Source organism: Larsenimonas salina, assembly GCF_023736155.1.
GTDB lineage: Bacteria > Pseudomonadota > Gammaproteobacteria > Pseudomonadales > Halomonadaceae > Larsenimonas > Larsenimonas salina.
The window spans coordinates 131,646-149,935 of record NZ_JAMLJJ010000005.1 but is presented as its reverse complement, the minus strand read 5'-3'; the positions used below and the strand labels follow the sequence as shown (position 1 = coordinate 149,935).

Below are 18,290 nucleotides of genomic sequence, written 5' to 3'. Positions count from 1 at the left end.
GGTGGCGTTTTAAGCTAGCCTTTGGCATTGAACACGCATTCAATGGGGAGAGCTCACCATGCACACCATCGCGACCGTCAGCCTTGGCGGCGACCTGATGGATAAGCTGGATGTCATCGCTCAGGCAGGCTTCGGCGGTGTCGAAATCTATGAGCCCGACATTCACCACAGTCGGGCCAGTGCCTTCGACGTCGGCCAGAAGATTCGAGCGCTGAATCTGAAAGTAACGGCACTTCAGCCCATGAAGGACGTCGAAGCCACCGGCAACCTCAAGCGTCAACTCGAGCGCCTCGAGGTTCGCCTTGCCATGATGGGCGCACTCAATACCTCGCTGCTGTTGGCCTGCAGCAACAGTTCTCCGAACGCTCACGATGATCGAGAGCAGGCGTGTACGGATCTGCTTGCGATGGCGGAATTCGCACACCAGCGCGGATTTCGAATCGGCTTCGAGGCCCTGTCGTGGGGGCGCTACATCAACTCCTACCAACAGGCGCTCGATCTGGTCGAGACCGTCGATCACCCAGGCCTTGGACTAGTACTCGACAGCTTCCATATTCTCGCGCGCCGTGAGCCGCTCGATGCACTGGCCACCATCGATGCAAAACGCATCTTTGCCGTGCAACTGGCAGACGCGCCCTGGTTCGAGGAAGAGTCCTACCTTCACTGGAGCCGCTACCACCGCTGCCTGCCCTATGCAGGCGATCTGGCAATAGACGACTTCTTAGCCGCCCTTAAACAGACCGGCTACAGCGGCCCCTTGTCGCTTGAGCTATTTCACGCGGCCAAAAGCGCTGAAAACTCACACGTTCGGGCAAGCGACTGTAAACGCACGCTCGACCGGGTCGAGGCCAAGCTTCATCCCGTCGAAACTACCTGAATCCCGTCAAAACTACCTGAGACTGCACGTCGAAGAACCTGAGATCACGGCAAGGAGGATGCAATGAAGTGGATCGGCCACATCTGTTTCGCCCTGTCAGGCGCGCTCATGAGCTTTAATGCATTGGCCGCCAGCCCGGCCAACCCTCTTGTCAGCGATCAATGGCGGGCTCGCCCTCTGGTGCTGGTCACCCCCTCGGCAGGCAATCAGGGCTATCAGCGCATGCGTCGGCTGATTTCGAACCAGCAGACTGCATTCGATGAGCGCGACATGGTGCTCTATACCATCGAAAACGGCATCGGTCAGCGCAACGGCGCGGGCATGACCACCGCCGAAACCGAGGCCATCCTCGAGGATCTGGACGTCAAGCCGGACGGGGCGCTGACGGTAATTCTGATCGGCAAGGACGGCGGCAAGAAGGTACAGCAGACCGGATTCGTCAATCCCGACGAGCTTTTCACGACCATCGACCGCATGCCGATGCGGCGTCAGGAGCGCACCTCTGATGACCGTGCCTCCAAGCCCGAGTAAACAGAACGCGTCTCGTGAACCTGCCTGAGCAGGATAGCTTCAATCAGTTCACAGGCACGCGACGCGCCTTGACGGTGCTCCCCCCGAGACATCACCTTCGCCATTGCCGCGGAAAAGCCGGGCTCATCAAGTAGCCTCGACAGCCGCTTGGCAAGTGCCTTCGGGCGTGCCCGAAACGGTGCGCTCAATCCGATCCCGTGATACACCACACGCGCAGCCACGCCGGGCTGATCAAAGGCAATCGGCAACACCAGCATCGGTACCCCGGCATCGAGTGCGTCCATCACCGTATTCAAGCCGCCATGGGTAACCACCACTCGCGCGGTCGTCATGACCTCGCGCTGATCCACATTTGCAACGACTTCCGCCCCTTCTCGCGTAAGCCTTGCGCACTGACGGTCATCGAGCTGACCGCAGTGGGTAATCAGGAGTGTCCGATGGATGCGGCGACAGGCACGGGCCAGATTGAGAAACACGGAAAACCGCCACCCCTGAAGCGTGCCAAGGCTTGCAAAGACATCGACCGGTGTATTTGTGCGCGCCTGGCAAACCGCGCGCTCGGGCGCAGCCGATCGAAAGGGGCCAACGCGGTGTAGGCTGGGCGCGGGGTGGGCGCGAGGAAAATCCAGCGCTTCATGCAGTTGCGCAACTGTCCCGAGCGGTGAAAGACACGCCTCCATCGCACGCGCATCGACACCGAATCGCTCGGCCCACTGGCTGAGAATACGCCGGTGCCGGCGCATCAGAAGCTCGCTGACTCGATAGCCCCCCTGATTGCGCTTCATGCCCTGCTCTGAGGCATCGAATGCCCAGCCCAGAAAGGGCGGCGGCAACGCCGGATCCCGATCAAGCGGCAGCGCGCAGGCAACCGACAGATAAGGCAGGTTCATCGAACGCGCCACGAGCGCCCCCGCGGTTTCCATCTGATCGACCAGCAGGGCATCGATGCCAGCCGCGCCAATGATGTCCGGCAGCCGCGCGCATAAAACATCGGTCATCCGGGCCACGTCGTCGAGCATGCGCTTGAACCGAAGCGGCCCCCGGGGGTTGGAAGCCCTGGCAATCATCGCCTCGACGCTCAAGGGTAACGGGTGCTCGCGGTCAACCGGGATCAGCCCGTGTTCTGGGCCCACCCAGCGCCGACAGTACTCCGGCAACAGAAAGCTGACCCGATGACCGCATGCGCGCAGCCGATCCGCCAGCGCGCATAGCGCCGCGAGATGGCTTGGAAACGCCGGAGCGACAATCCCGATGTGCGCCACACCTACCCCCATGAACTTGACCGTCTGTCAGGCACGGCCCTTCGGCATCCGCGCACTGGCTTTCTGGCGTCACACAGGCAAAATGGCGCCAGACCATCCCAGGGCGCAGTCTATCAGATGGAATCGATACGAACGCTTAAGTGCCGCCATCGGACGCACTGATTCGTTCAATGTGCGCGGCCCTGTCGGCCCCTTTACGACACCGCTTACCCTGTACACTGTGCCAAGGCTCATGCATCACGCTCTTGCCACGACTACTCCCGCAGGATTTGCCACAGGAGACATCCATGACCACACCCACGCTTTACAACTACGGCTCCATCAACATCGACCACGTTTACCGAGTGCCGCATTTGGTCAAACCCGGTGAGACGCTCTCCAGCACGGATTACCAGCAGGTTCTCGGCGGCAAGGGCGCCAATCAATCGGTCGCGGCCGCACGGGCTGGCGGCCAGGTTGCCCACTGGGGTCAGCTCAACGCGGGCGATCAATGGGCACTCGACGTACTCGATGAGGCAGGCGTCGACACCCAGGGCGTCGCACGGGTCGATACCCCAAGCGGCCACGCACTGATCCAGGTCGATGATGCCGGCGAAAACTCGATCGTCCTGTTCGGCGGTGCCAACCAGAGCATCGACCACGACTTCATCGCAACGCGCCTTGCCGAGGTCGAGCGCGATGACTGGGTGCTGCTTCAAAACGAGTGCAGCCATACCGCCGGCATGATCGAGGCCGCCCACGCCCGTGGACTCAAGGTCGCCTTCAACCCGGCGCCCATGACTCGGGACGTCACCGAGATGGCGCTGGATACACTCTCGATCCTGTTCGTCAATCGTGGGGAAGGCGCCATGCTGGCCGGCCTGGACGATAACGCCGACCCCGACACCGTTTTATCTACCTTGGCACAGCGCTATCCGGATACAGAGATCATACTGACACTGGGTGCTGACGGGGTTTACCATCAAAAAGGTAAACAATCATTATTCGCACCTGCAGAGCAGGTCGACGCCCGTGACACCACGGCCGCGGGGGATACGTTCATCGGCTACTTCATGGCCGCGCGCCTTGAAGGCAAGGACGTAAGCACCTGTCTGAAACACGCCACGCGCGCAGCTGCCTACAGTGTGCAGCGCGCCGGAGCGCACACCAGCATCCCGCGAGCGTGCGATCTCGAGCAGCCATAAGGGCTGGCGGGCAAGAAGACGATGAGAGAGGCTTCTTGATGGATTGGATGGATATGGCATACCCCATGCCGGAACCGCGGCTGTCCCACGCAGCCGCCAGGCGCAACCGCGATCCGATACTGACCGTGCTGCAATCGGTGCTGCGCCAGAATGATCACGTGCTTGAGATCGCAAGCGGCAGCGGCGAGCACGTGGTGTATTTTGCCAAGGCCTTGCCGCACACCACCTGGCAGCCCAGTGATCCGGCGCCACAGTCGCTGCGCTCCATCCAGGCTTGGTGCGAGCATGAAGACGTTCAAAACGCGCTCTCGCCTATCGCGCTCGATGTCACCAACCGGCACTGGCCAACCATGAGCTTGCCGGTCAGTGCCATGGTCTGCATCAACATGCTGCATATCGCGCCCTGGGAGGCGTCGATCGCCTTGTTCGAAAAGGCAAGCGAGCTGCTTCCCAGGGACGCGCCGCTGACCATCTATGGGCCGTTTAAGCGTCACGGCGAGCACACCTCACTCGGCAATGAAGGCTTCGACACCCAGCTTCGTCGGGACGACCGCCGCTGGGGCGTGCGCGACCTCGATGGTGATGTGCTGCCGCTGGCCAGCAATGCGGGTTTCGAATTCGAAACGCTTCATGAAATGCCGGCCAACAATTTGATGGTGGTGTGGAAAAAACGCTAGCGCTCTGCCCGGTCGGCGTCGACGACCGCCTCTTTACCCGCGCGTGAAATGTAGCCGCGCTCGAACGCATGGCAGGCCATCTTTTCACTGCTGGAAGCCAGAATCAGTTCGCACCCGGCGTCTTGCACCTTGGCTGCAAGCCGAGCGATGGACTGATCACGGTCGGACTGCTTGTGGACACTTCGGATGTAGATGGTCTTGATGCGGCCGGGGTAACGCTCGACGATGTCGGCGTAAATTTCCGGGTCTCGCTGACCGCTGTCACCGATCAAGACAAACGGCAGTTCGTCGTAAAGCGAGAGCATGCTCTCGATCAAATGCGCCTTGTGGTCCTCGGCCTTTTTCGGCAACGGATGCTGAAGGGTTAACCCCCATTCCCGCAAGAACAGCACCGGCCCGGCTGGAATGTTGTTTAAGTGGAAAAACGCCTCGAGAATCTCATAGATACTCCATGGCCCGCGCGAGACGTAGAGCATTGGTCGCCCCGCATCGCCGGTCGCCCCGCCATGAAGCGCCTGATAGAACGGCGCCACGCCCGGAAACGCCGTCCGTTCATCGGCCTTTTCCATGAATAACCGATACATCATCTTGATCTTGTTGGCGACGCCCGTGTACATCACGGTGTCATCAATGTCGCTTATAACCGCCAGATCAATGTCCGGTTTCGGCACGTAGATGTCGGCCACTGCTGGCAGCGTTTCTTCCGTACCGAGCACCTTGAGTTCGGCCTTGTGCCAGACCGTATCGGTGGGAAGGCTCCGGCTCAGCGTGATATGGGCGTAGAAATAACCGTCGCGGTCGGTGGTAACCACGCTCTCGTGATGACCGACGCTAATGGCCACCTCACGGTCTGCAAGCCCCCAGCGCACCATGCGGCGCACGATATCAGCCATATCACGAAGCACCCCACTCTCGAGCGGAAGCCCAAGACTTGGCTGATGGAACACGCGCCCCATCAAAAAGATTTCTCGCTGGGAACCGTACCCTCGGTACGGATAGATCAGGGTCCCGCCCTGGCCTCGGTCACCTTTGACTGGGCGGGCCAGTACCTTGAGCAGCTTGCGAAACGTATACTGCGCCACCCGTTTGTGTCGGGCCATGATGTCTCCTCAGGGGCGGGTTGCGCCGTTAGCGATGTCGTGCGCTCAAGATAGGTGATCTTGCCCGGGTCTGCCGCACGATGGCCTCACCCTGCCGTTCTGACCCGCTCAAACTTGCCAATTCTCTAATGAAAACGTGCAAGAAATGCGCATCGCCCGCCCGTGCATGGTACGCTTTGCAAAACCGCGCAATGAACACTCGTTTCAGACTGCGCCATGTCTCACACAAGGTTCCGGCCCCGCATGGTTCTTGAAGAGTTTTTTATTGAAGATGACGATGGTCGTATCGTCATTACCGCCGAACAGGCCAGTCGTTTTGCCAAGGAGATGGCCGGCGACTTCAATCCGATCCACAATCCCGGCGCCCGCCGCTTCTGTGTTCCGGGAGACCTTCTGTTCTCACTCGTGCTCGCCCGATTCGGCCTTTCGCCCTGCATGACGTTCTATTTCCGCGGCATGGTCGGCGACAGCGTACCGCTCACGTTCGAGCAAAGCGGCGAGACCATTACCGTCTCCGACGCCCGTGGCAAGGTCTACCTTCACGTGGACAGAAGCGGTGAGCCGACCTTCGACCCCACCGTCATCAGCGCGTTTACCCGACGCTACATCGCCTTTTCCGGTCGGAACTTCCCGCACTACCTACAGCCTTTGATGCAGGAACACGGGGTGATGTTCAATCCCGAACGGCCGCTAGTGATCTACGACAGCATGGGCTTTTGCCTGAACCGCCTCGACGCAGAAGCACCGACGCTTCACTTCGACAAGGCCTGGCTCGATGTAGCAGGCAAGCGCGCCGACGCCCACATGCATTTCGAAATGATCGCCGGCGACGAGCGCATCGGTACCGGCGAGAAAAAGCTGGTGGTCAGTGGCCTTCAGCCCTACTGCGACGAAACCATGCAAGGCATTATCTGCGACTTTAACAAGCTGAAGGCCGCCGCAACCGCGTGAGGTCGACAGCGGTGTTTTGACATCACGCCTGCGCCGGCACTGAGTGCCGGCCCACCTTGCATCAAGGCCTAGCGGGCACCGCTTCCGCTGTTACCACCATTACCCCGATTCCCTCGCCCGCCACGGTGTCGGCGACTCGGTTTCTTGGGCTCGTCGGGGCGCGCTTCGCTGGAGGCGTTCGATGACCGGCCGCCGCCCGAGGGTTTGCTACTGCCCTGCGCCGGCTTCTTGCGCTGAGGCTTCGGCCCACGCGGCGGATTCAAAAGCGGAAACTGGGTCTTGGCCCGCACGATGTCGAAGTCCGACATGTCGGTTTCAGGCAGGTTCGATTTGATCAGCTTTTCGATGCGCTTGAGCAAATCCTGCTCTTCCCGGTCCACCAGCGAAATCGCCTGACCTTCGGCGCCGGCGCGGCCGGTTCGGCCGATGCGGTGCACGTAGTCGGCAGGCGTTGCCGGCAGCTCGAAATTGACCACCTGTGGCAGCTGATTGATATCGATGCCGCGCGCGGCCACATCGGTCGCGACCAGCGCCGTGATGCTCTTTTCCTTGAAGCCCGAAAGCGCCTGGGTGCGCGCGTTCTGACTTTTGTTGCCGTGGATCGCAGCCGCGGTCAGCCCGGCCTGTTGAAGGCTGTAGGTGACCTTGTTGGCCATGTGCTTGGTGGCCGTAAACACCAGCACCTGATCCCAGTCACGTGACGTGATCAGGTGAATCAGTGCCGCCGCCTTGGCGCTTTTCTCGACGTGATAGACCGACTGATCGACGGTGCGCGCCGTGCTGTTGCGTGGCGTCACGTCGATCTCGACCGGGTTGGTCAGAAAGCCGGTCGCAAGCGTTCGAATCTCGCTTGAGAACGTGGCCGAGAACAGAAGCGTCTGGCGCCTGGAGGGCACCAGTTTCATCAGTTTCTTGATGTCATGAATGAAGCCCATGTCGAGCATGCGATCGGCTTCATCGAGCACCAGCGTTTCAACGCCATCAAGCGCCACGGCCTTCTGACCGATGAGGTCAAGAAGACGACCCGGGCAGGCCACCAGCACATCCACGCCCTTGCCGAGCGCGCTGATCTGCGGGTTGGCGTTGACGCCGCCGAAGACCACGGTACTGGTGATCGGAGTTTCAAAGGCCTTGCCGAACTGCTCGACAACCTCGCCAACCTGCGCGGCTAGCTCGCGCGTCGGGGTCAGAATCAAGGCTCTGGGGCGGCGCGCCTGCGCCGGACGGTTTGCCGCGGCCAGTCGTTGAAGAATCGGCAGAGCGAAGCCTGCTGTCTTGCCGGTACCGGTTTGCGCTGCGGCCAGCACATCGCGGCCCTCGAGGCCTTCGGGGATGGATTTGGCCTGGATCGGTGAAGGTGAAGAATAACCCGCGCGCTCGATTGCACGCAGAAGCTCGGGGCAAAGGCCCAGCTCGGAAAATGACATTAACGTAACCATCTCATGCCTGCCGCGCGGGCAAGCCATCTAGAAATCAAAAGGAAGGAATGATGCGGTGAAGGCTATAAGGGCCTTGAGCCAGAGCCGGCGGTGAGCCGACCATCGAGCGCGGATACCCGACATCGCGGGCGTTTCAGAAAACGCGGAAGGCACATCCCTAGTACAAGGCAGTCACAATAACGCCCGGCGATGCCGGGCGCAAACGATTCCGGTCAAGTGTACGTTAGTCGAAATAACTGAACGTCTCACCGGGCGTGATGGCCAGCACGCTTTCATAGATCAGTCGGATCACGTTTTCGACGTCCTCCCGATGCACCATCTCAACCGTTGTGTGCATGTAGCGAAGCGGCAGCGAGATCAGTGCCGACGCCACGCCCTGATGGCTGTAGGCGAAGGAATCGGTGTCGGTGCCGGTCGCCCGCGAGGACGCCGCCCGCTGGAAATCGATCTTGTGAGCCTGTGCCGTTTCGATGATGCGGTCTCTGAGCTTTTGCTGCACGGCCGGCGCATAGGCGATCACAGGGCCTTCGCCGAGCTTCAACGTGCCCTGCGTCTTTTGCTCGATCATCGGCGTGGTGGTGTCGTGGGTCACGTCGGTTACGATCGCGACATTGGGCCGAATGCGCTCGGCGATCATCTGTGCGCCTCTGAGGCCAACCTCTTCTTGCACGGCGTTCACGATGTAGAGCCCGAACTCGAGCGTCTTGCCGTTTTCCTTCAAAAGCCGCGCCACCTCGGCGATCATGACGCCGCCAATGCGGTTATCGAGCGCCCGACAGACGAACTTGTTTTCATTGAGAATGAAGAACTCGTCGGGGTAGGTGATGATGCAACCCACGTGTACTCCAAGCGCCTCGACCTCATCCTTTGACGTGCAGCCCACATCGATGAAGATATTATCCGGCTTGGGCGCCTGCTCCTTCGAGCCATTGCTTCTTGTATGAATCGCCGGCCAGCCGAACACGCCCTCGACAATGCCGTTGGCCGTATGAATGTTGACTCGTTTGGACGGTGCGATCTGATGATCGCTGCCGCCGTTTCGCACCACGTAGATCAGGCCGCTGTCGGTGATGTGGTTGACGTACCAGGAGATCTCATCGGCGTGACCTTCGATCACCACCTTGTACTCGGCGTCCGGGTTGATTACGCCGACGGCGGTGCCGTAGGTGTCGGTAATGAACTCATCGACGTATGGGCGCAGGTAGTCCATCCAGAGCTTCTGGCCGGTCCACTCCTGGCTAGTCGGGGAGGCGTTGTTCAAATAGCGTTCGAGAAATGCCATTGCCTGATCGTTCAGGGGCACTGCATTGGCCATACCGTTCATCCTTACGCAATCAAGAGACGTGAAAAGAGTCTGACGCGCCATGATTCAATGTGCAAAGGCGCGCTCATGACAGCCAGTTTAGCGTGACATTGCTGCCGGCAAGCCAGAGAAAAACGCCCGCCAGCACCACCAGTCCGCCGGATACGCCAAGCGCCATGCGAATCGAGGTATTGCGCGAATCGCTCTCCCATGCCCGGGGCCGAATGCCCTTGGTCAGAAACACCACCTGCGCGGCCAGGTTGATCGCGACGATATTGACCACAACCGACACCAGCGCCCGGCCGCCCGACAGATAATTGCCGTCACCGATGAACAGTCCGAACGCCGCCAGCGGCGGCAGCAGCGCGGCAGCCACCATGACCCCGACCAGCGCCGACATCTTGCCGGAAGCCACCATCAGCGCCGCAGCGGCCCCCGAGGCCAACGGCAGGATCAGCGTCTGAAGGCTCATCACGCCTGAAAAGTTCATCATCGAGTTATCGGGCGTTGCCCGGTAGATGAACCCGATCGCGACCCCCACGATGATCGAGACCGCAAGCCCTGCAAACAGAGAGCGCGCCGCAATCCACAAGAGCTCAAGGTTGCCAAGCGTCGAGCCGAACGCGAAGGCAAGAATCGGCCCGAGCAGCGGCGCAATCACCATCGCACCGATCACGACCGCCACCTGCCCCTGATTAAGACCAATCGCCGCCACGCAGGTCGCGAACGCCGTCATTAAAAGATAATCGAGGCTAAGCGTCGCCCCACTTCGAACCGACCCGTAAATTTCCTCTCGGGCGCTGGCCGTATTCTTCTGCTCGAGCCGCTCCTGCTCTTCCTCGCCGTCGACTTCGGGCAGATTGGCCTCGGTCGCAAGCGAAAATAACCGCCAGTTATCGCGGTCTTTCAATGTGTCGGAAAGGCTATCCATGACGTCCTGCGCCTCGGCCTGATGCAGCGCAATGTAAAACGTCGCCCGCTCCCCCTCACCGCCGGGTGAGCTTTGCCACCACTCTTTAAGCTCGAGACTGTCGAGACATTTACGAATCGCCTTCTCGTCGTCGCGTGGCGCCATCAATTGAATCAAGCGATTAGCCATGGAACCTCCCTGAAAAGCCGAATAACCTAACCTACCCCAGCGCCGCCTGCCCAGCTATAAAAAAGACACAAGAATAGGCACATCAGATACAACATCGGGCCGCGTTGAACGCCGGCCCGATGTCGATCGTGCTTTTCAAAACGCCTCAGGCGCTGTCAGTGGGCAAGGGCATGCATCCCGTGTTCGTGAGGGGTATGCGCAGCCGACACAGCAGGGTCGAACCAGCGCTCAGCCTTCATGGTTGCAAACAGCGTGGAGGCCACGCAGGCCAGCGCGACCGAGGCAATCTCGCCGCCATCCTCGACCCAACCAACGTCCATGGCATCGCCACCGCCCATCAGCATGTGCAGCATATCGACCGCCACGCCACAGAACACCAACAGCCCGAAACAGGCGCCGAACACTACCAACATGCCGAAATCGCCCTTGCGCCGACCAAGCCAGGCCCATAGAAAGACCAGCGCCATCGGAATGGCCGCAAGGCCCCAGCCGATCAATTCACCGATGTCTTGCGCGCGAAGGCCATTCCAGCTCGAGGTGAGGCCGCGCTGATCCAGAAACGCGCCCACGTGCTCGTGATACATCATGGTGTCGTCGAACCAGACGAACGCATACAGCGCGGCCAGCGCCAGAAAGGCCCTGGAGCCGTGACGCGTAAAGCCGACCAGAAACATGAATACCGCCACCAGCATCAGCCCCTGGGCGTAGCGATTAGGCAGCGACGACTCGGCATGCAGCGACATCAACTCAGGCGGCAGCGCCATGCTTTCCCAGAGAATGCCCGCGAGAATCACGGCGGCGGTGACCGCGAAAATCGCTTTGACGGCGGTCTTGAACAGTGGGTTATCCCGATACTCGCTTGAGACGAGATGAATGAACGCGCCCATGGCTTAAAAGACTCCCTGTCTTTGTTATGACATAAATTTGTAACAATTTTGTCATGCTGTCTTTAGGAGTTCTGTGCCGATTTGTAGGTCATTGTCGCCAACGGTAAACACGTGCGTTTGCGTCTACGCTTGAGGCATTAAACTTCGGAGGGCGTTACCGTGAGCATGGAGCTTCATTTATTGGGCTGGACACTGATTCTGGCCGTGGTTCAAATCCTGTTGCCGGCCATGTGGCGCAACCGGGAAACCGGCGTCGAATACAACACCGGTCCGCGCGACAAGGAAGGCCCACCGATGGGCAAGGTCACCGGCCGTCTCTTTCGCGCGCAGCGCAATCTGTTCGAGACTTTACCGCTGTTCATCGCGGCGGTGCTGATCGTTCATATCACGCATCAGGAAGGCGCCATGACGCTCTGGGGCTGCTGGCTCTACCTGCTGGCGCGCATCGTGTATGTACCGCTCTACGCCCTCGGCATTCCCTGGGTGCGCTCACTGGTCTATATGGTCAGCATGTTCGGGCTGTTGCTTCTATTGCTCGCGGTGGTGTTCTAGCGCCACATGCGCAATGACGCCTTGCGCTCGAACACGTACAATACCTGCCAATACCTTGACGCCCCGTGCCGGTCATCCCGGCCGGGGCCGATTCTTACCGCCCCCCGCGAGACGCTCCCGCTGTGCTTTCTACTGCCAATATCACCATGCAGTTCGGTCCCAAGCCGCTGTTTGAAAACGTATCCGTCAAATTCGGCGCCGGCCATCGCTATGGTCTGATCGGCGCCAACGGCTGCGGCAAATCCACCTTCATGAAAATTCTCGGGGGCGATCTCGAGCCGACCAGCGGCCAGGTCATGAAAGACCCCAATATCCGTCTGGGTAAACTTCGACAGGATCAGTTCGCGTTCGAAAGCGAACGCGTGATCGACACCGTCATCATGGGTCACGAAGCGCTTTGGCACATTGCCGCCGAACGCGAGCGTATCTACACCCAAAGCGAGATGAGCGAAGAAGACGGCATGAAGGTCGCCGAGCTTGAAGTGCAGTTCGCGGAAATGGACGGCTATACGGCCGAAGCCCGCGCCGGTGAGCTTCTATTGGGGCTTGGCATTCCGCTTGAACAGCACACCCAGCCCATGAGCGTGATCGCCCCGGGCTGGAAGCTGCGTGTCCTGCTCGCCCAGGCACTGTTCAGCGACCCGGACGTGCTGTTGCTCGACGAGCCGACCAACCACCTGGACATCAACACCATTCGCTGGCTCGAGGGCGTTTTGAGCGCGCGCAACTCGACCATGATCATCATTTCTCACGACCGCCACTTCCTGAACAGTGTCTGCACCCACATGGCAGACCTGGACTACGGCGAGCTCCGGCTGTTCCCGGGCAATTACGATGAGTACATGATCGCGGCCACCCAGGCGCGTGAACGCCTGCATGCCGACAACGCCAAGAAGAAGGCGGAAATCGCCGAGCTTCAGCAGTTCGTCAGCCGCTTCTCGGCAAACGCCTCCAAGGCCAAGCAGGCCACCTCGCGCCAGCGCAAGATCGACAAGATTCAGCTCGAGGAGGTTAAACCGTCCTCACGGGTCAGTCCCTTCATCCGCTTCGAGCAGACCCGAAAGGTTCACCGTCAGGCGCTCACCGTCGACAAGCTCAAGAAGGCCTGGGGCGACAACGTGCTGTTCGACCGCTTCAGCCTCCAGGTCGAGGCCGGCGAGCGGGTCGCGATCATCGGGCCCAACGGCATCGGCAAGACCACACTTCTGAACTGCCTGGTCGGCGCGATGACGCCGGACGAAGGCGAGGTCAAATGGACCGACGCCGCCGAAGTTGGCTACTTCGCCCAGGACCACGCCGACGATTTTCGCGGCGGAGAAACCCTCTTCGACTGGATGGGCCAGTGGACGAGCGAAGGCGAGCAGATGGTGCGCGGCGCCCTCGGTCGGATGCTGTTTTCCAACGACGACATCGGCAAATCGGTCAAAGTCATTTCCGGTGGCGAACAGGGCCGGATGCTGTTTGGAAAGCTCGCGCTTCAAAAGCCCAACGTGCTGGTGATGGACGAGCCGACCAACCACCTCGACATGGAATCCATCGAAGCGCTCAACCTGGCGCTTGATAATTACCCCGGCACCCTGATTTTTGTCAGCCATGATCGTGAATTCGTCGGCTCGCTGGCCACTCGCATTCTCGACATGACAGGCGATCGCATCATTGACTTTAGCGGCAGCTACGACGACTACCTCAGAAGCCAGGGCATCCACGGCTGACGCACCTCCCCCGGTAGCGCGTCTGAAACGAGAGCGTCTCTGAAAAACAGCGCCCCTGAAACGTTTGCGCCCCGCTTCGGTGTGAACCGGAACGGGGCGCAGCGCATATTGGGTTGGATGCGTGGAATGCGGCGTCTCAAGAGCGTGGCGTTAAAAGGTCGTCCAGTCGTCCTCGGCCGTAACCGGCTCGGTGCGAGTGGCTTGCTTGGGCGGCGTTTTTGCGTCCTTGGCCGCTCCGGCCCGGATGACGCTCGAGGCGTGCGAGGATGCGGCCGGTTTCGCGCGCGGCGGAGTTTCGGAGGGCGCCATGGCCCGGTGAGCGCCTTCGCCATCAAGCTTGAAGAACGCGATCTGTTCCATGAGCGCGCGTGCCTGATCGTTCAGTGACTGGCTTGCCGCACTGGACTCTTCGACCAGGCTCGCGTTTTGCTGAGTGACGTTGTCCATCTGCGAGATCGCGGTGTTGATCTGCTCGATGCCCTGAGACTGCTCAAGGCTCGCGTGCGCGATTTCGGTCACCAGTGACTGCACCCGCTGGACCCCCTCGACGATCTCACTCAAAGACTCGCCGGCCTGATTGACCAGCTTGGACCCTGCCTCGACCCGATCGACGCTTTGATCGACCAGCTGCTTGATCTCCTTGGCCGCATCGGCGCTGCGGCTGGCAAGCGTTCGAACCTCACCGGCCACCACCGCGAACCCACGGCCCTGCTCACCCGCCCGCGCCGCCTCGACTGCTGCGTTCAGCGCGAGCAAATTGGTCTGAAACGCGATTTCATCGATCAGGCTGATAATGCCGGAAATCTGCTGGCTGGAGGCATTGATGTCCGCCATGGCGGCCACTGCCTGCTGGGCCACGTTTCCGCCATCATGAGCGGTGTCGCTGACTTCGCCCACCAGCGTATTGGCGGTCGAGGCATTCTCGGCGTTCTGGCGCACGGTCGAGGTCATCTCATCCATCGAGGCCGCGGTTTCTTCAAGGCTCGCCGCCTGCTCCTGCGTTCGGCGATTCAAGTCGTCGTTGCCGCTCGAAATTTCCTGCGAGCCAAGCGATACGCCTTCAACGCTTGAGCGTACGGTCGTGACCACTCCGGTCAGCCGATTGCGCATATCGACCAGCGCATCAAGCATCTGACCGAACTCATCCTTGCAGGTGACGTCGATGCGCGCATTCAGGTTGCCCTCGGCAAGCTCGGCGGCGAAATCACGTGCCTTGGAAAGCGGCGTGATAATGCCGCGCACCAGCCAGAATGCCAGCGCAATGGCCGCGATGATCGACAGCGCCATGGCCGCGACCGAGACCGTACGAAGCGTTGCGTAGCTCTCTTTACTGTCGACGAAGTTTTCCGCGGCCAATCGCTCGTTGGTTGCGATCAGCCTGGTTAAAGGTTCGATGATGGCGCTGTACTCGCCTTCAAGCTCTGTCTCCAGAAGCGAGCGAGCGCCGTCGAAGTCCCCGGCGGCAGCCAATGTCATCGCGCGGTCAAGGCTTGCGCGAAGCCTTGGCAGCTCCTTCTGTACAGCCTCGATGCCGGCGCGCTCTTCCGGCGCAGGCGTACCGGAGGACAAATACGTGGCCCACTGCTCATCGGCGCGCTCGGCAACGCCGGCCATGGTCTGGCTGATCTTGGCCACCGCTCCGGCATCCTCGTGAATCAGCGCCGTATTCAGCTGCGTGCGGTTCATCATCAGGTTCGCCCGTACCGAGCCCAGTGCTCGAATCGGTATCAAACTTTCCTCATAGGACTCACGCAGGTCTTCCTGACCGCTGCTTGCACTGAATAGCCCCAGCGAGCCAATTGCGACCAACAGGACAACGAGAAAGGCCATACAGGCCGTCAAACGTGCTTTGACACTTCGATTGAGAAACATGGTGAAACCCCGTGACATGTTCTTTTTATGCTCACGGCACTGATAACACCGTCGCTACGGCATACCGTGCCACCACCGTCGGCCGCATTAAGACCGGCTCCAGTGCTATCGGCATGTCCCCAACACTCTTCAGGATTATCTAAAGTTTCACAGTATTTGTACGCTTCCCATTTCACGACCCTTCACGTCAATCAGGCAGATTTTCCGGGCCGAAGGAATCCGGCAGCAGAGCGTCCATCGAATAGCGCTTGAGAACCTCGCCCTCGCCACTCACGACCACGATCTCGGTATCGGGCGTTGCGAATTCACGAATGCGCTGGCGGCAATCACCGCAGGGTGTACACAGCGCCTCACCCGGGCCCATCACGACCACGCGGGCAAGCGCAGTACTGCCGGTCTGAGAGACCATTGAGGCAATCGCACTGGCCTCGGCGCAAAGCCCCTTGTAGTTCGCAATCTCTACATTGCACCCAGTGAATTGCCGCTTTTGATCATCCTCGACCAGCGCCGCCACCGGATGGTTTGAATACGGCGTATACGCACGATCTCGTGCGGCGATCAGGCGCTCGATTTCGGTGTGACTTACTGACATGCGCTGTTTCCTCAAGGTAGGCCGAGCACGCGCCAGAGCGGCGTTTGGCCATAAGTTTAAAAAAGAGTCTAAAGAAGTGAGTGTGAATGTCGTTACTCCACAAGCACTTGCATCAACCAGAACGATCGGTGTCCTTATCATCGCCTCACGCGAGGCGTGTTTCAAAGCGGGTTATAAAAAGAGAGCTTTAAATGACATTCAAGACCCTTGCCGCCCTCGTCGGCACCTGTGCGACCCTGACGCTGACCGGCTGCGCTTCCATCGTTGGCGACAGCGACCAGAGCGTGACCATCAACAGTACGCCGTCCAATGCCAATGTCGTTATTACTGACGAAACGGCCAAGCGGGTTTTTACCGGCACTACACCGACCACCGTCACACTCAAGAAGTCCGACGGCAGCTATTTCGGTGGCAAGACCTACCACGTTGAACTCAAGAAAGAGGGCTATGCCCCGCGCACGGTGGATCTAACCACGTCGGCGAACGGCTGGTACATTGGCGGCAACATCTTGTTTGGCGGTCTTATTGGCTGGCTAATCGTCGACCCCTTTAACGGCGGTATGTACACCCTGTCACCGGATGAAGTGGACGCCGATCTGGGCGACGCTGTGGCCCTTGAAGGCGAGCAGAAGTCGCTCAACCTAGTCATGATCGAGGATGTGCCAGAAGCCATGAAAGGCAAGCTAGTCAAGGTCGGTCAGATCTGATTCGGCTCCGGTATACCGAGCCCTTGCTCGGTATACCTTTAACTCGAGCCATCACCCGAGACACCCTTGAGCTTGAGCGCCGCCGCCAGGGCGATGCTTAAAAGCACCCCGATGAACACGGCCACCCCCGGCCAGCCCTGCCAATGCCAGAACACACCGCCAAGCGTACCCGCCGAGCTCGAGCCCAGATAGTAACTAAATAGATAAAGCGAGGAAGCTTGCCCTCGCGCCTGATGGGCGCGTTGCCCGACCCAGCCGCTTGCGACCGAATGCGCGGCAAAGAAGCCGAACGTGAACACCAGCATCCCAACAAGAATCGCCCAGGACGGTGTCAGAAGCGTGATCGCAAGCCCCGTCATCATGACCACGATAAAGACCCAGAACACCCGCGGCCGTCCGAGCCGATCCGCCAGCGCCCCCGCCCAGGCCGAGCTGTAGATGCCGGAGAGATAGACGATCGACATCACCCCGACCACGGCCTGACTGAAATGATACGGCGGGCCGAGCAGCCGATAGGCGATGTAGTTGAACAGCGTCACGAAGCTGCCCATCAGCAAAAACCCTTCCAGAAACAGCCACGGAAGCCCGGCATCGCGAAGATGCATTCGCGACGCCGAAAAAAGGCTTTGAAGGCTGAACGGGCGCGGCTCGAAATGTTTTGATGGCGGCAGCAGCCGCGTGAACAGAAGCGCCGTGATCAGGCACAGGCCTCCCATGATCGCAAGCACCCAACGCCAGTGCAGCCAATCGACCAACACGCCACTGATCAAGCGACCGCCCATGCCCCCGATGGCGCTGCCACCGATATAGAGCCCCATCGAGACACCGACGAAGCGTGGCGCGATTTCCTCGCTCAAATACGTCATGGCGACCGCACACAGCCCCGACAGCGACAGCCCTGCCAGCGCTCGCATCACCAGCACCAGCGGCCAGTTCGGCATCAGTGCGGCCGCGAGCGTACACGCCGACGCGCCGAACAGCGCCGTAACCATGATGCCCTTGCGCCCGATGGCATCTGAAAGCGCCCCGGTGATCAAAAGCCCGACCGCAAGCGACGCGGTCGCCACCGAAAGTACCAGGCTCCCTTCGGTGGCGGTAATGCCGAACGCGCTCGAAAACCGCGGCATCATCGGCTGCACGCAATAAAGCAGCGCAAAGGTCGAAAACGCGCCTAAAAACAGTGCAAGCATGGTGGCCCGGTAGCCGGACGTGCCCTTTTCGATGAACGCGGCCTCGTCAGAAGGCACGGAGACCGCTTCCTGTTCCCTGTGCATCACACCCTCGTTTTGATGATTGACGTGCAAACGATAGATCGGGCCGTTACACCCTGCCCACCGGCTGCGGTCTTTTTTTCAGAAAAATGGCATCGAAGGCACCGGCGCGCTGTCTCCGGTGTCCGAGCGTACTCCGTGCTCGATCACACCTTGAGCCACCGCCCTTATGAGTGAGCGACGCTGCCAAAGTTGACCCATACGTCAATTAAATAAAGGACTAGACTATCGAACAACGCGCCATTTACCACGTTTTGACAAGCCGTCGACAACG

17 protein-coding genes are annotated in these 18,290 nt (G+C 60.0%); 8 read left to right on the top strand and 9 right to left on the bottom strand.

Annotated elements, in window-relative coordinates; genetic code table 11:
- The first annotated feature begins 58 nt into the window (after nucleotides 1–58).
- Together NAT23_RS11170 and NAT23_RS11165 are read left to right on the top strand one after the other, a co-directional pair.
- A complete protein-coding gene (locus NAT23_RS11170) occupies nucleotides 59–877 on the top strand; it encodes a sugar phosphate isomerase/epimerase family protein (RefSeq protein ID WP_251928331.1) in 819 nt (272 codons plus the stop codon).
- A gap of 63 nt (nucleotides 878–940) precedes the next feature.
- Nucleotides 941–1,408 (top strand): DUF4174 domain-containing protein, encoded by a 468-nt coding sequence (locus NAT23_RS11165; RefSeq protein ID WP_251928329.1) that lies wholly within the window; start codon nucleotides 941–943, stop codon nucleotides 1,406–1,408.
- Here NAT23_RS11165 and NAT23_RS11160 read toward each other — a convergent pair.
- Entirely contained in the window at nucleotides 1,366–2,682 is a 1,317-nt protein-coding gene (locus NAT23_RS11160) for a glycosyltransferase (protein ID WP_251928327.1), read from the bottom strand. The two genes, NAT23_RS11165 and NAT23_RS11160, sit on opposite strands and share 43 nt — an antisense overlap.
- Before the next feature lie 275 nt (nucleotides 2,683–2,957).
- On the opposite strand from NAT23_RS11160, the gene NAT23_RS11155 reads away from it, so the two are divergent.
- Together NAT23_RS11155 and NAT23_RS11150 are read left to right on the top strand one after the other, a co-directional pair.
- Nucleotides 2,958–3,854, top strand: a complete 897-nt coding sequence (locus NAT23_RS11155) for a ribokinase (RefSeq protein WP_251928325.1) — start codon at nucleotides 2,958–2,960, stop codon at nucleotides 3,852–3,854.
- 53 nt (nucleotides 3,855–3,907) lie between these two features.
- Nucleotides 3,908–4,531: a DUF938 domain-containing protein gene (locus tag NAT23_RS11150; RefSeq protein WP_251928323.1), complete on the top strand. Its 624-nt coding sequence runs from the start codon at nucleotides 3,908–3,910 to the stop codon at nucleotides 4,529–4,531.
- Here the strand turns inward: NAT23_RS11150 and NAT23_RS11145 are convergent.
- The gene (locus tag NAT23_RS11145; protein ID WP_251928321.1) at nucleotides 4,528–5,631 is read right to left on the bottom strand and encodes an App1 family protein phosphatidate phosphatase; all 1,104 of its coding nucleotides are present in this window, start codon (nucleotides 5,629–5,631) and stop codon (nucleotides 4,528–4,530) included. The genes NAT23_RS11150 and NAT23_RS11145 overlap by 4 nt on opposite strands.
- Nucleotides 5,632–5,874: 243 nt before the next feature.
- Here NAT23_RS11145 and NAT23_RS11140 point away from each other — a divergent pair, with 243 nt between their 5' ends.
- Complete coding sequence (locus tag NAT23_RS11140; RefSeq protein ID WP_251928319.1) at nucleotides 5,875–6,582, top strand: DUF3581 family protein; 708 nt, start codon at nucleotides 5,875–5,877, stop codon at nucleotides 6,580–6,582.
- A gap of 68 nt (nucleotides 6,583–6,650) precedes the next feature.
- Here NAT23_RS11140 and NAT23_RS11135 read toward each other — a convergent pair whose 3' ends face one another.
- From NAT23_RS11135 to NAT23_RS11120, 4 genes are all read right to left on the bottom strand, one after another.
- A complete protein-coding gene (locus NAT23_RS11135) occupies nucleotides 6,651–8,009 on the bottom strand; it encodes a DEAD/DEAH box helicase (protein WP_251928318.1) in 1,359 nt (452 codons plus the stop codon).
- Between the two features lie 235 nt (nucleotides 8,010–8,244).
- Nucleotides 8,245–9,336: a M42 family metallopeptidase gene (locus tag NAT23_RS11130; protein ID WP_251928316.1), complete on the bottom strand. Its 1,092-nt coding sequence runs from the start codon at nucleotides 9,334–9,336 to the stop codon at nucleotides 8,245–8,247.
- 73 nt (nucleotides 9,337–9,409) lie between these two features.
- Nucleotides 9,410–10,423, bottom strand: coding sequence for a TIGR00341 family protein (locus tag NAT23_RS11125; protein WP_251928314.1), 1,014 nt, complete (start codon nucleotides 10,421–10,423; stop codon nucleotides 9,410–9,412).
- A gap of 155 nt (nucleotides 10,424–10,578) precedes the next feature.
- A complete protein-coding gene (locus tag NAT23_RS11120; protein ID WP_251928312.1) occupies nucleotides 10,579–11,310 on the bottom strand; it encodes a DUF8692 domain-containing protein in 732 nt (243 codons plus the stop codon).
- A 165-nt stretch (nucleotides 11,311–11,475) separates the two neighbouring features.
- Between NAT23_RS11120 and NAT23_RS11115 the strand changes: the two genes are divergently transcribed.
- Together NAT23_RS11115 and NAT23_RS11110 are read left to right on the top strand one after the other, a co-directional pair.
- Nucleotides 11,476–11,862 (top strand): MAPEG family protein, encoded by a 387-nt coding sequence (locus tag NAT23_RS11115; protein ID WP_251928651.1) that lies wholly within the window; start codon nucleotides 11,476–11,478, stop codon nucleotides 11,860–11,862.
- A gap of 122 nt (nucleotides 11,863–11,984) precedes the next feature.
- A complete protein-coding gene (locus tag NAT23_RS11110) occupies nucleotides 11,985–13,574 on the top strand; it encodes an ABC-F family ATPase (protein WP_251928310.1) in 1,590 nt (529 codons plus the stop codon).
- A 150-nt stretch (nucleotides 13,575–13,724) separates the two neighbouring features.
- Here the strand turns inward: NAT23_RS11110 and NAT23_RS11105 are convergent, their stop codons facing one another.
- Both NAT23_RS11105 and cdd read right to left on the bottom strand, forming a co-directional pair.
- Entirely contained in the window at nucleotides 13,725–15,446 is a 1,722-nt protein-coding gene (locus NAT23_RS11105) for a methyl-accepting chemotaxis protein (RefSeq protein WP_286010025.1), read from the bottom strand.
- A 187-nt stretch (nucleotides 15,447–15,633) separates the two neighbouring features.
- Nucleotides 15,634–16,038 carry a cytidine deaminase gene (cdd, locus tag NAT23_RS11100; RefSeq protein ID WP_251928306.1) on the bottom strand — a complete coding sequence of 135 codons (405 nt, stop codon included), beginning with the start codon at nucleotides 16,036–16,038 and terminating at the stop codon, nucleotides 15,634–15,636.
- Between the two features lie 191 nt (nucleotides 16,039–16,229).
- On the opposite strand from cdd, the gene NAT23_RS11095 reads away from it, so the two are divergent.
- On the top strand, nucleotides 16,230–16,745 hold the full coding sequence (locus NAT23_RS11095) for a hypothetical protein (RefSeq protein ID WP_251928304.1): 516 nt from the start codon (nucleotides 16,230–16,232) through the stop codon (nucleotides 16,743–16,745).
- Nucleotides 16,746–16,783: 38 nt separating this feature from the next.
- On the opposite strand, the gene NAT23_RS11090 is transcribed toward NAT23_RS11095, so the two are convergent.
- Nucleotides 16,784–18,019, bottom strand: a complete 1,236-nt coding sequence (locus NAT23_RS11090) for an MFS transporter (protein WP_251928302.1) — start codon at nucleotides 18,017–18,019, stop codon at nucleotides 16,784–16,786.
- Nucleotides 18,020–18,290 lie beyond the last annotated feature (271 nt).

Bases quoted from the DNA above. Each gene is read 5' to 3' on its own strand.
- NAT23_RS11170 (WP_251928331.1), top strand. From the start codon at position 59: ATGCACACCATCGCGACCGTCAGCCTTGGCGGCGACCTGATGGATAAG.
- NAT23_RS11165 (WP_251928329.1), top strand. From the start codon at position 941: ATGAAGTGGATCGGCCACATCTGTTTCGCCCTGTCAGGCGCGCTCATG.
- NAT23_RS11160 (WP_251928327.1), bottom strand. From the start codon at position 2,682: ATGGGGGTAGGTGTGGCGCACATCGGGATTGTCGCTCCGGCGTTTCCA.
- NAT23_RS11155 (WP_251928325.1), top strand. From the start codon at position 2,958: ATGACCACACCCACGCTTTACAACTACGGCTCCATCAACATCGACCAC.
- NAT23_RS11150 (WP_251928323.1), top strand. From the start codon at position 3,908: ATGGCATACCCCATGCCGGAACCGCGGCTGTCCCACGCAGCCGCCAGG.
- NAT23_RS11145 (WP_251928321.1), bottom strand. From the start codon at position 5,631: ATGGCCCGACACAAACGGGTGGCGCAGTATACGTTTCGCAAGCTGCTC.
- NAT23_RS11140 (WP_251928319.1), top strand. From the start codon at position 5,875: ATGGTTCTTGAAGAGTTTTTTATTGAAGATGACGATGGTCGTATCGTC.
- NAT23_RS11135 (WP_251928318.1), bottom strand. From the start codon at position 8,009: ATGTCATTTTCCGAGCTGGGCCTTTGCCCCGAGCTTCTGCGTGCAATC.
- NAT23_RS11130 (WP_251928316.1), bottom strand. From the start codon at position 9,336: ATGGCCAATGCAGTGCCCCTGAACGATCAGGCAATGGCATTTCTCGAA.
- NAT23_RS11125 (WP_251928314.1), bottom strand. From the start codon at position 10,423: ATGGCTAATCGCTTGATTCAATTGATGGCGCCACGCGACGACGAGAAG.
- NAT23_RS11120 (WP_251928312.1), bottom strand. From the start codon at position 11,310: ATGGGCGCGTTCATTCATCTCGTCTCAAGCGAGTATCGGGATAACCCA.
- NAT23_RS11115 (WP_251928651.1), top strand. From the start codon at position 11,476: ATGGAGCTTCATTTATTGGGCTGGACACTGATTCTGGCCGTGGTTCAA.
- NAT23_RS11105 (WP_286010025.1), bottom strand. From the start codon at position 15,446: ATGTTTCTCAATCGAAGTGTCAAAGCACGTTTGACGGCCTGTATGGCC.
- cdd (WP_251928306.1), bottom strand. From the start codon at position 16,038: ATGTCAGTAAGTCACACCGAAATCGAGCGCCTGATCGCCGCACGAGAT.
- NAT23_RS11095 (WP_251928304.1), top strand. From the start codon at position 16,230: ATGACATTCAAGACCCTTGCCGCCCTCGTCGGCACCTGTGCGACCCTG.
- NAT23_RS11090 (WP_251928302.1), bottom strand. From the start codon at position 18,019: ATGCACAGGGAACAGGAAGCGGTCTCCGTGCCTTCTGACGAGGCCGCG.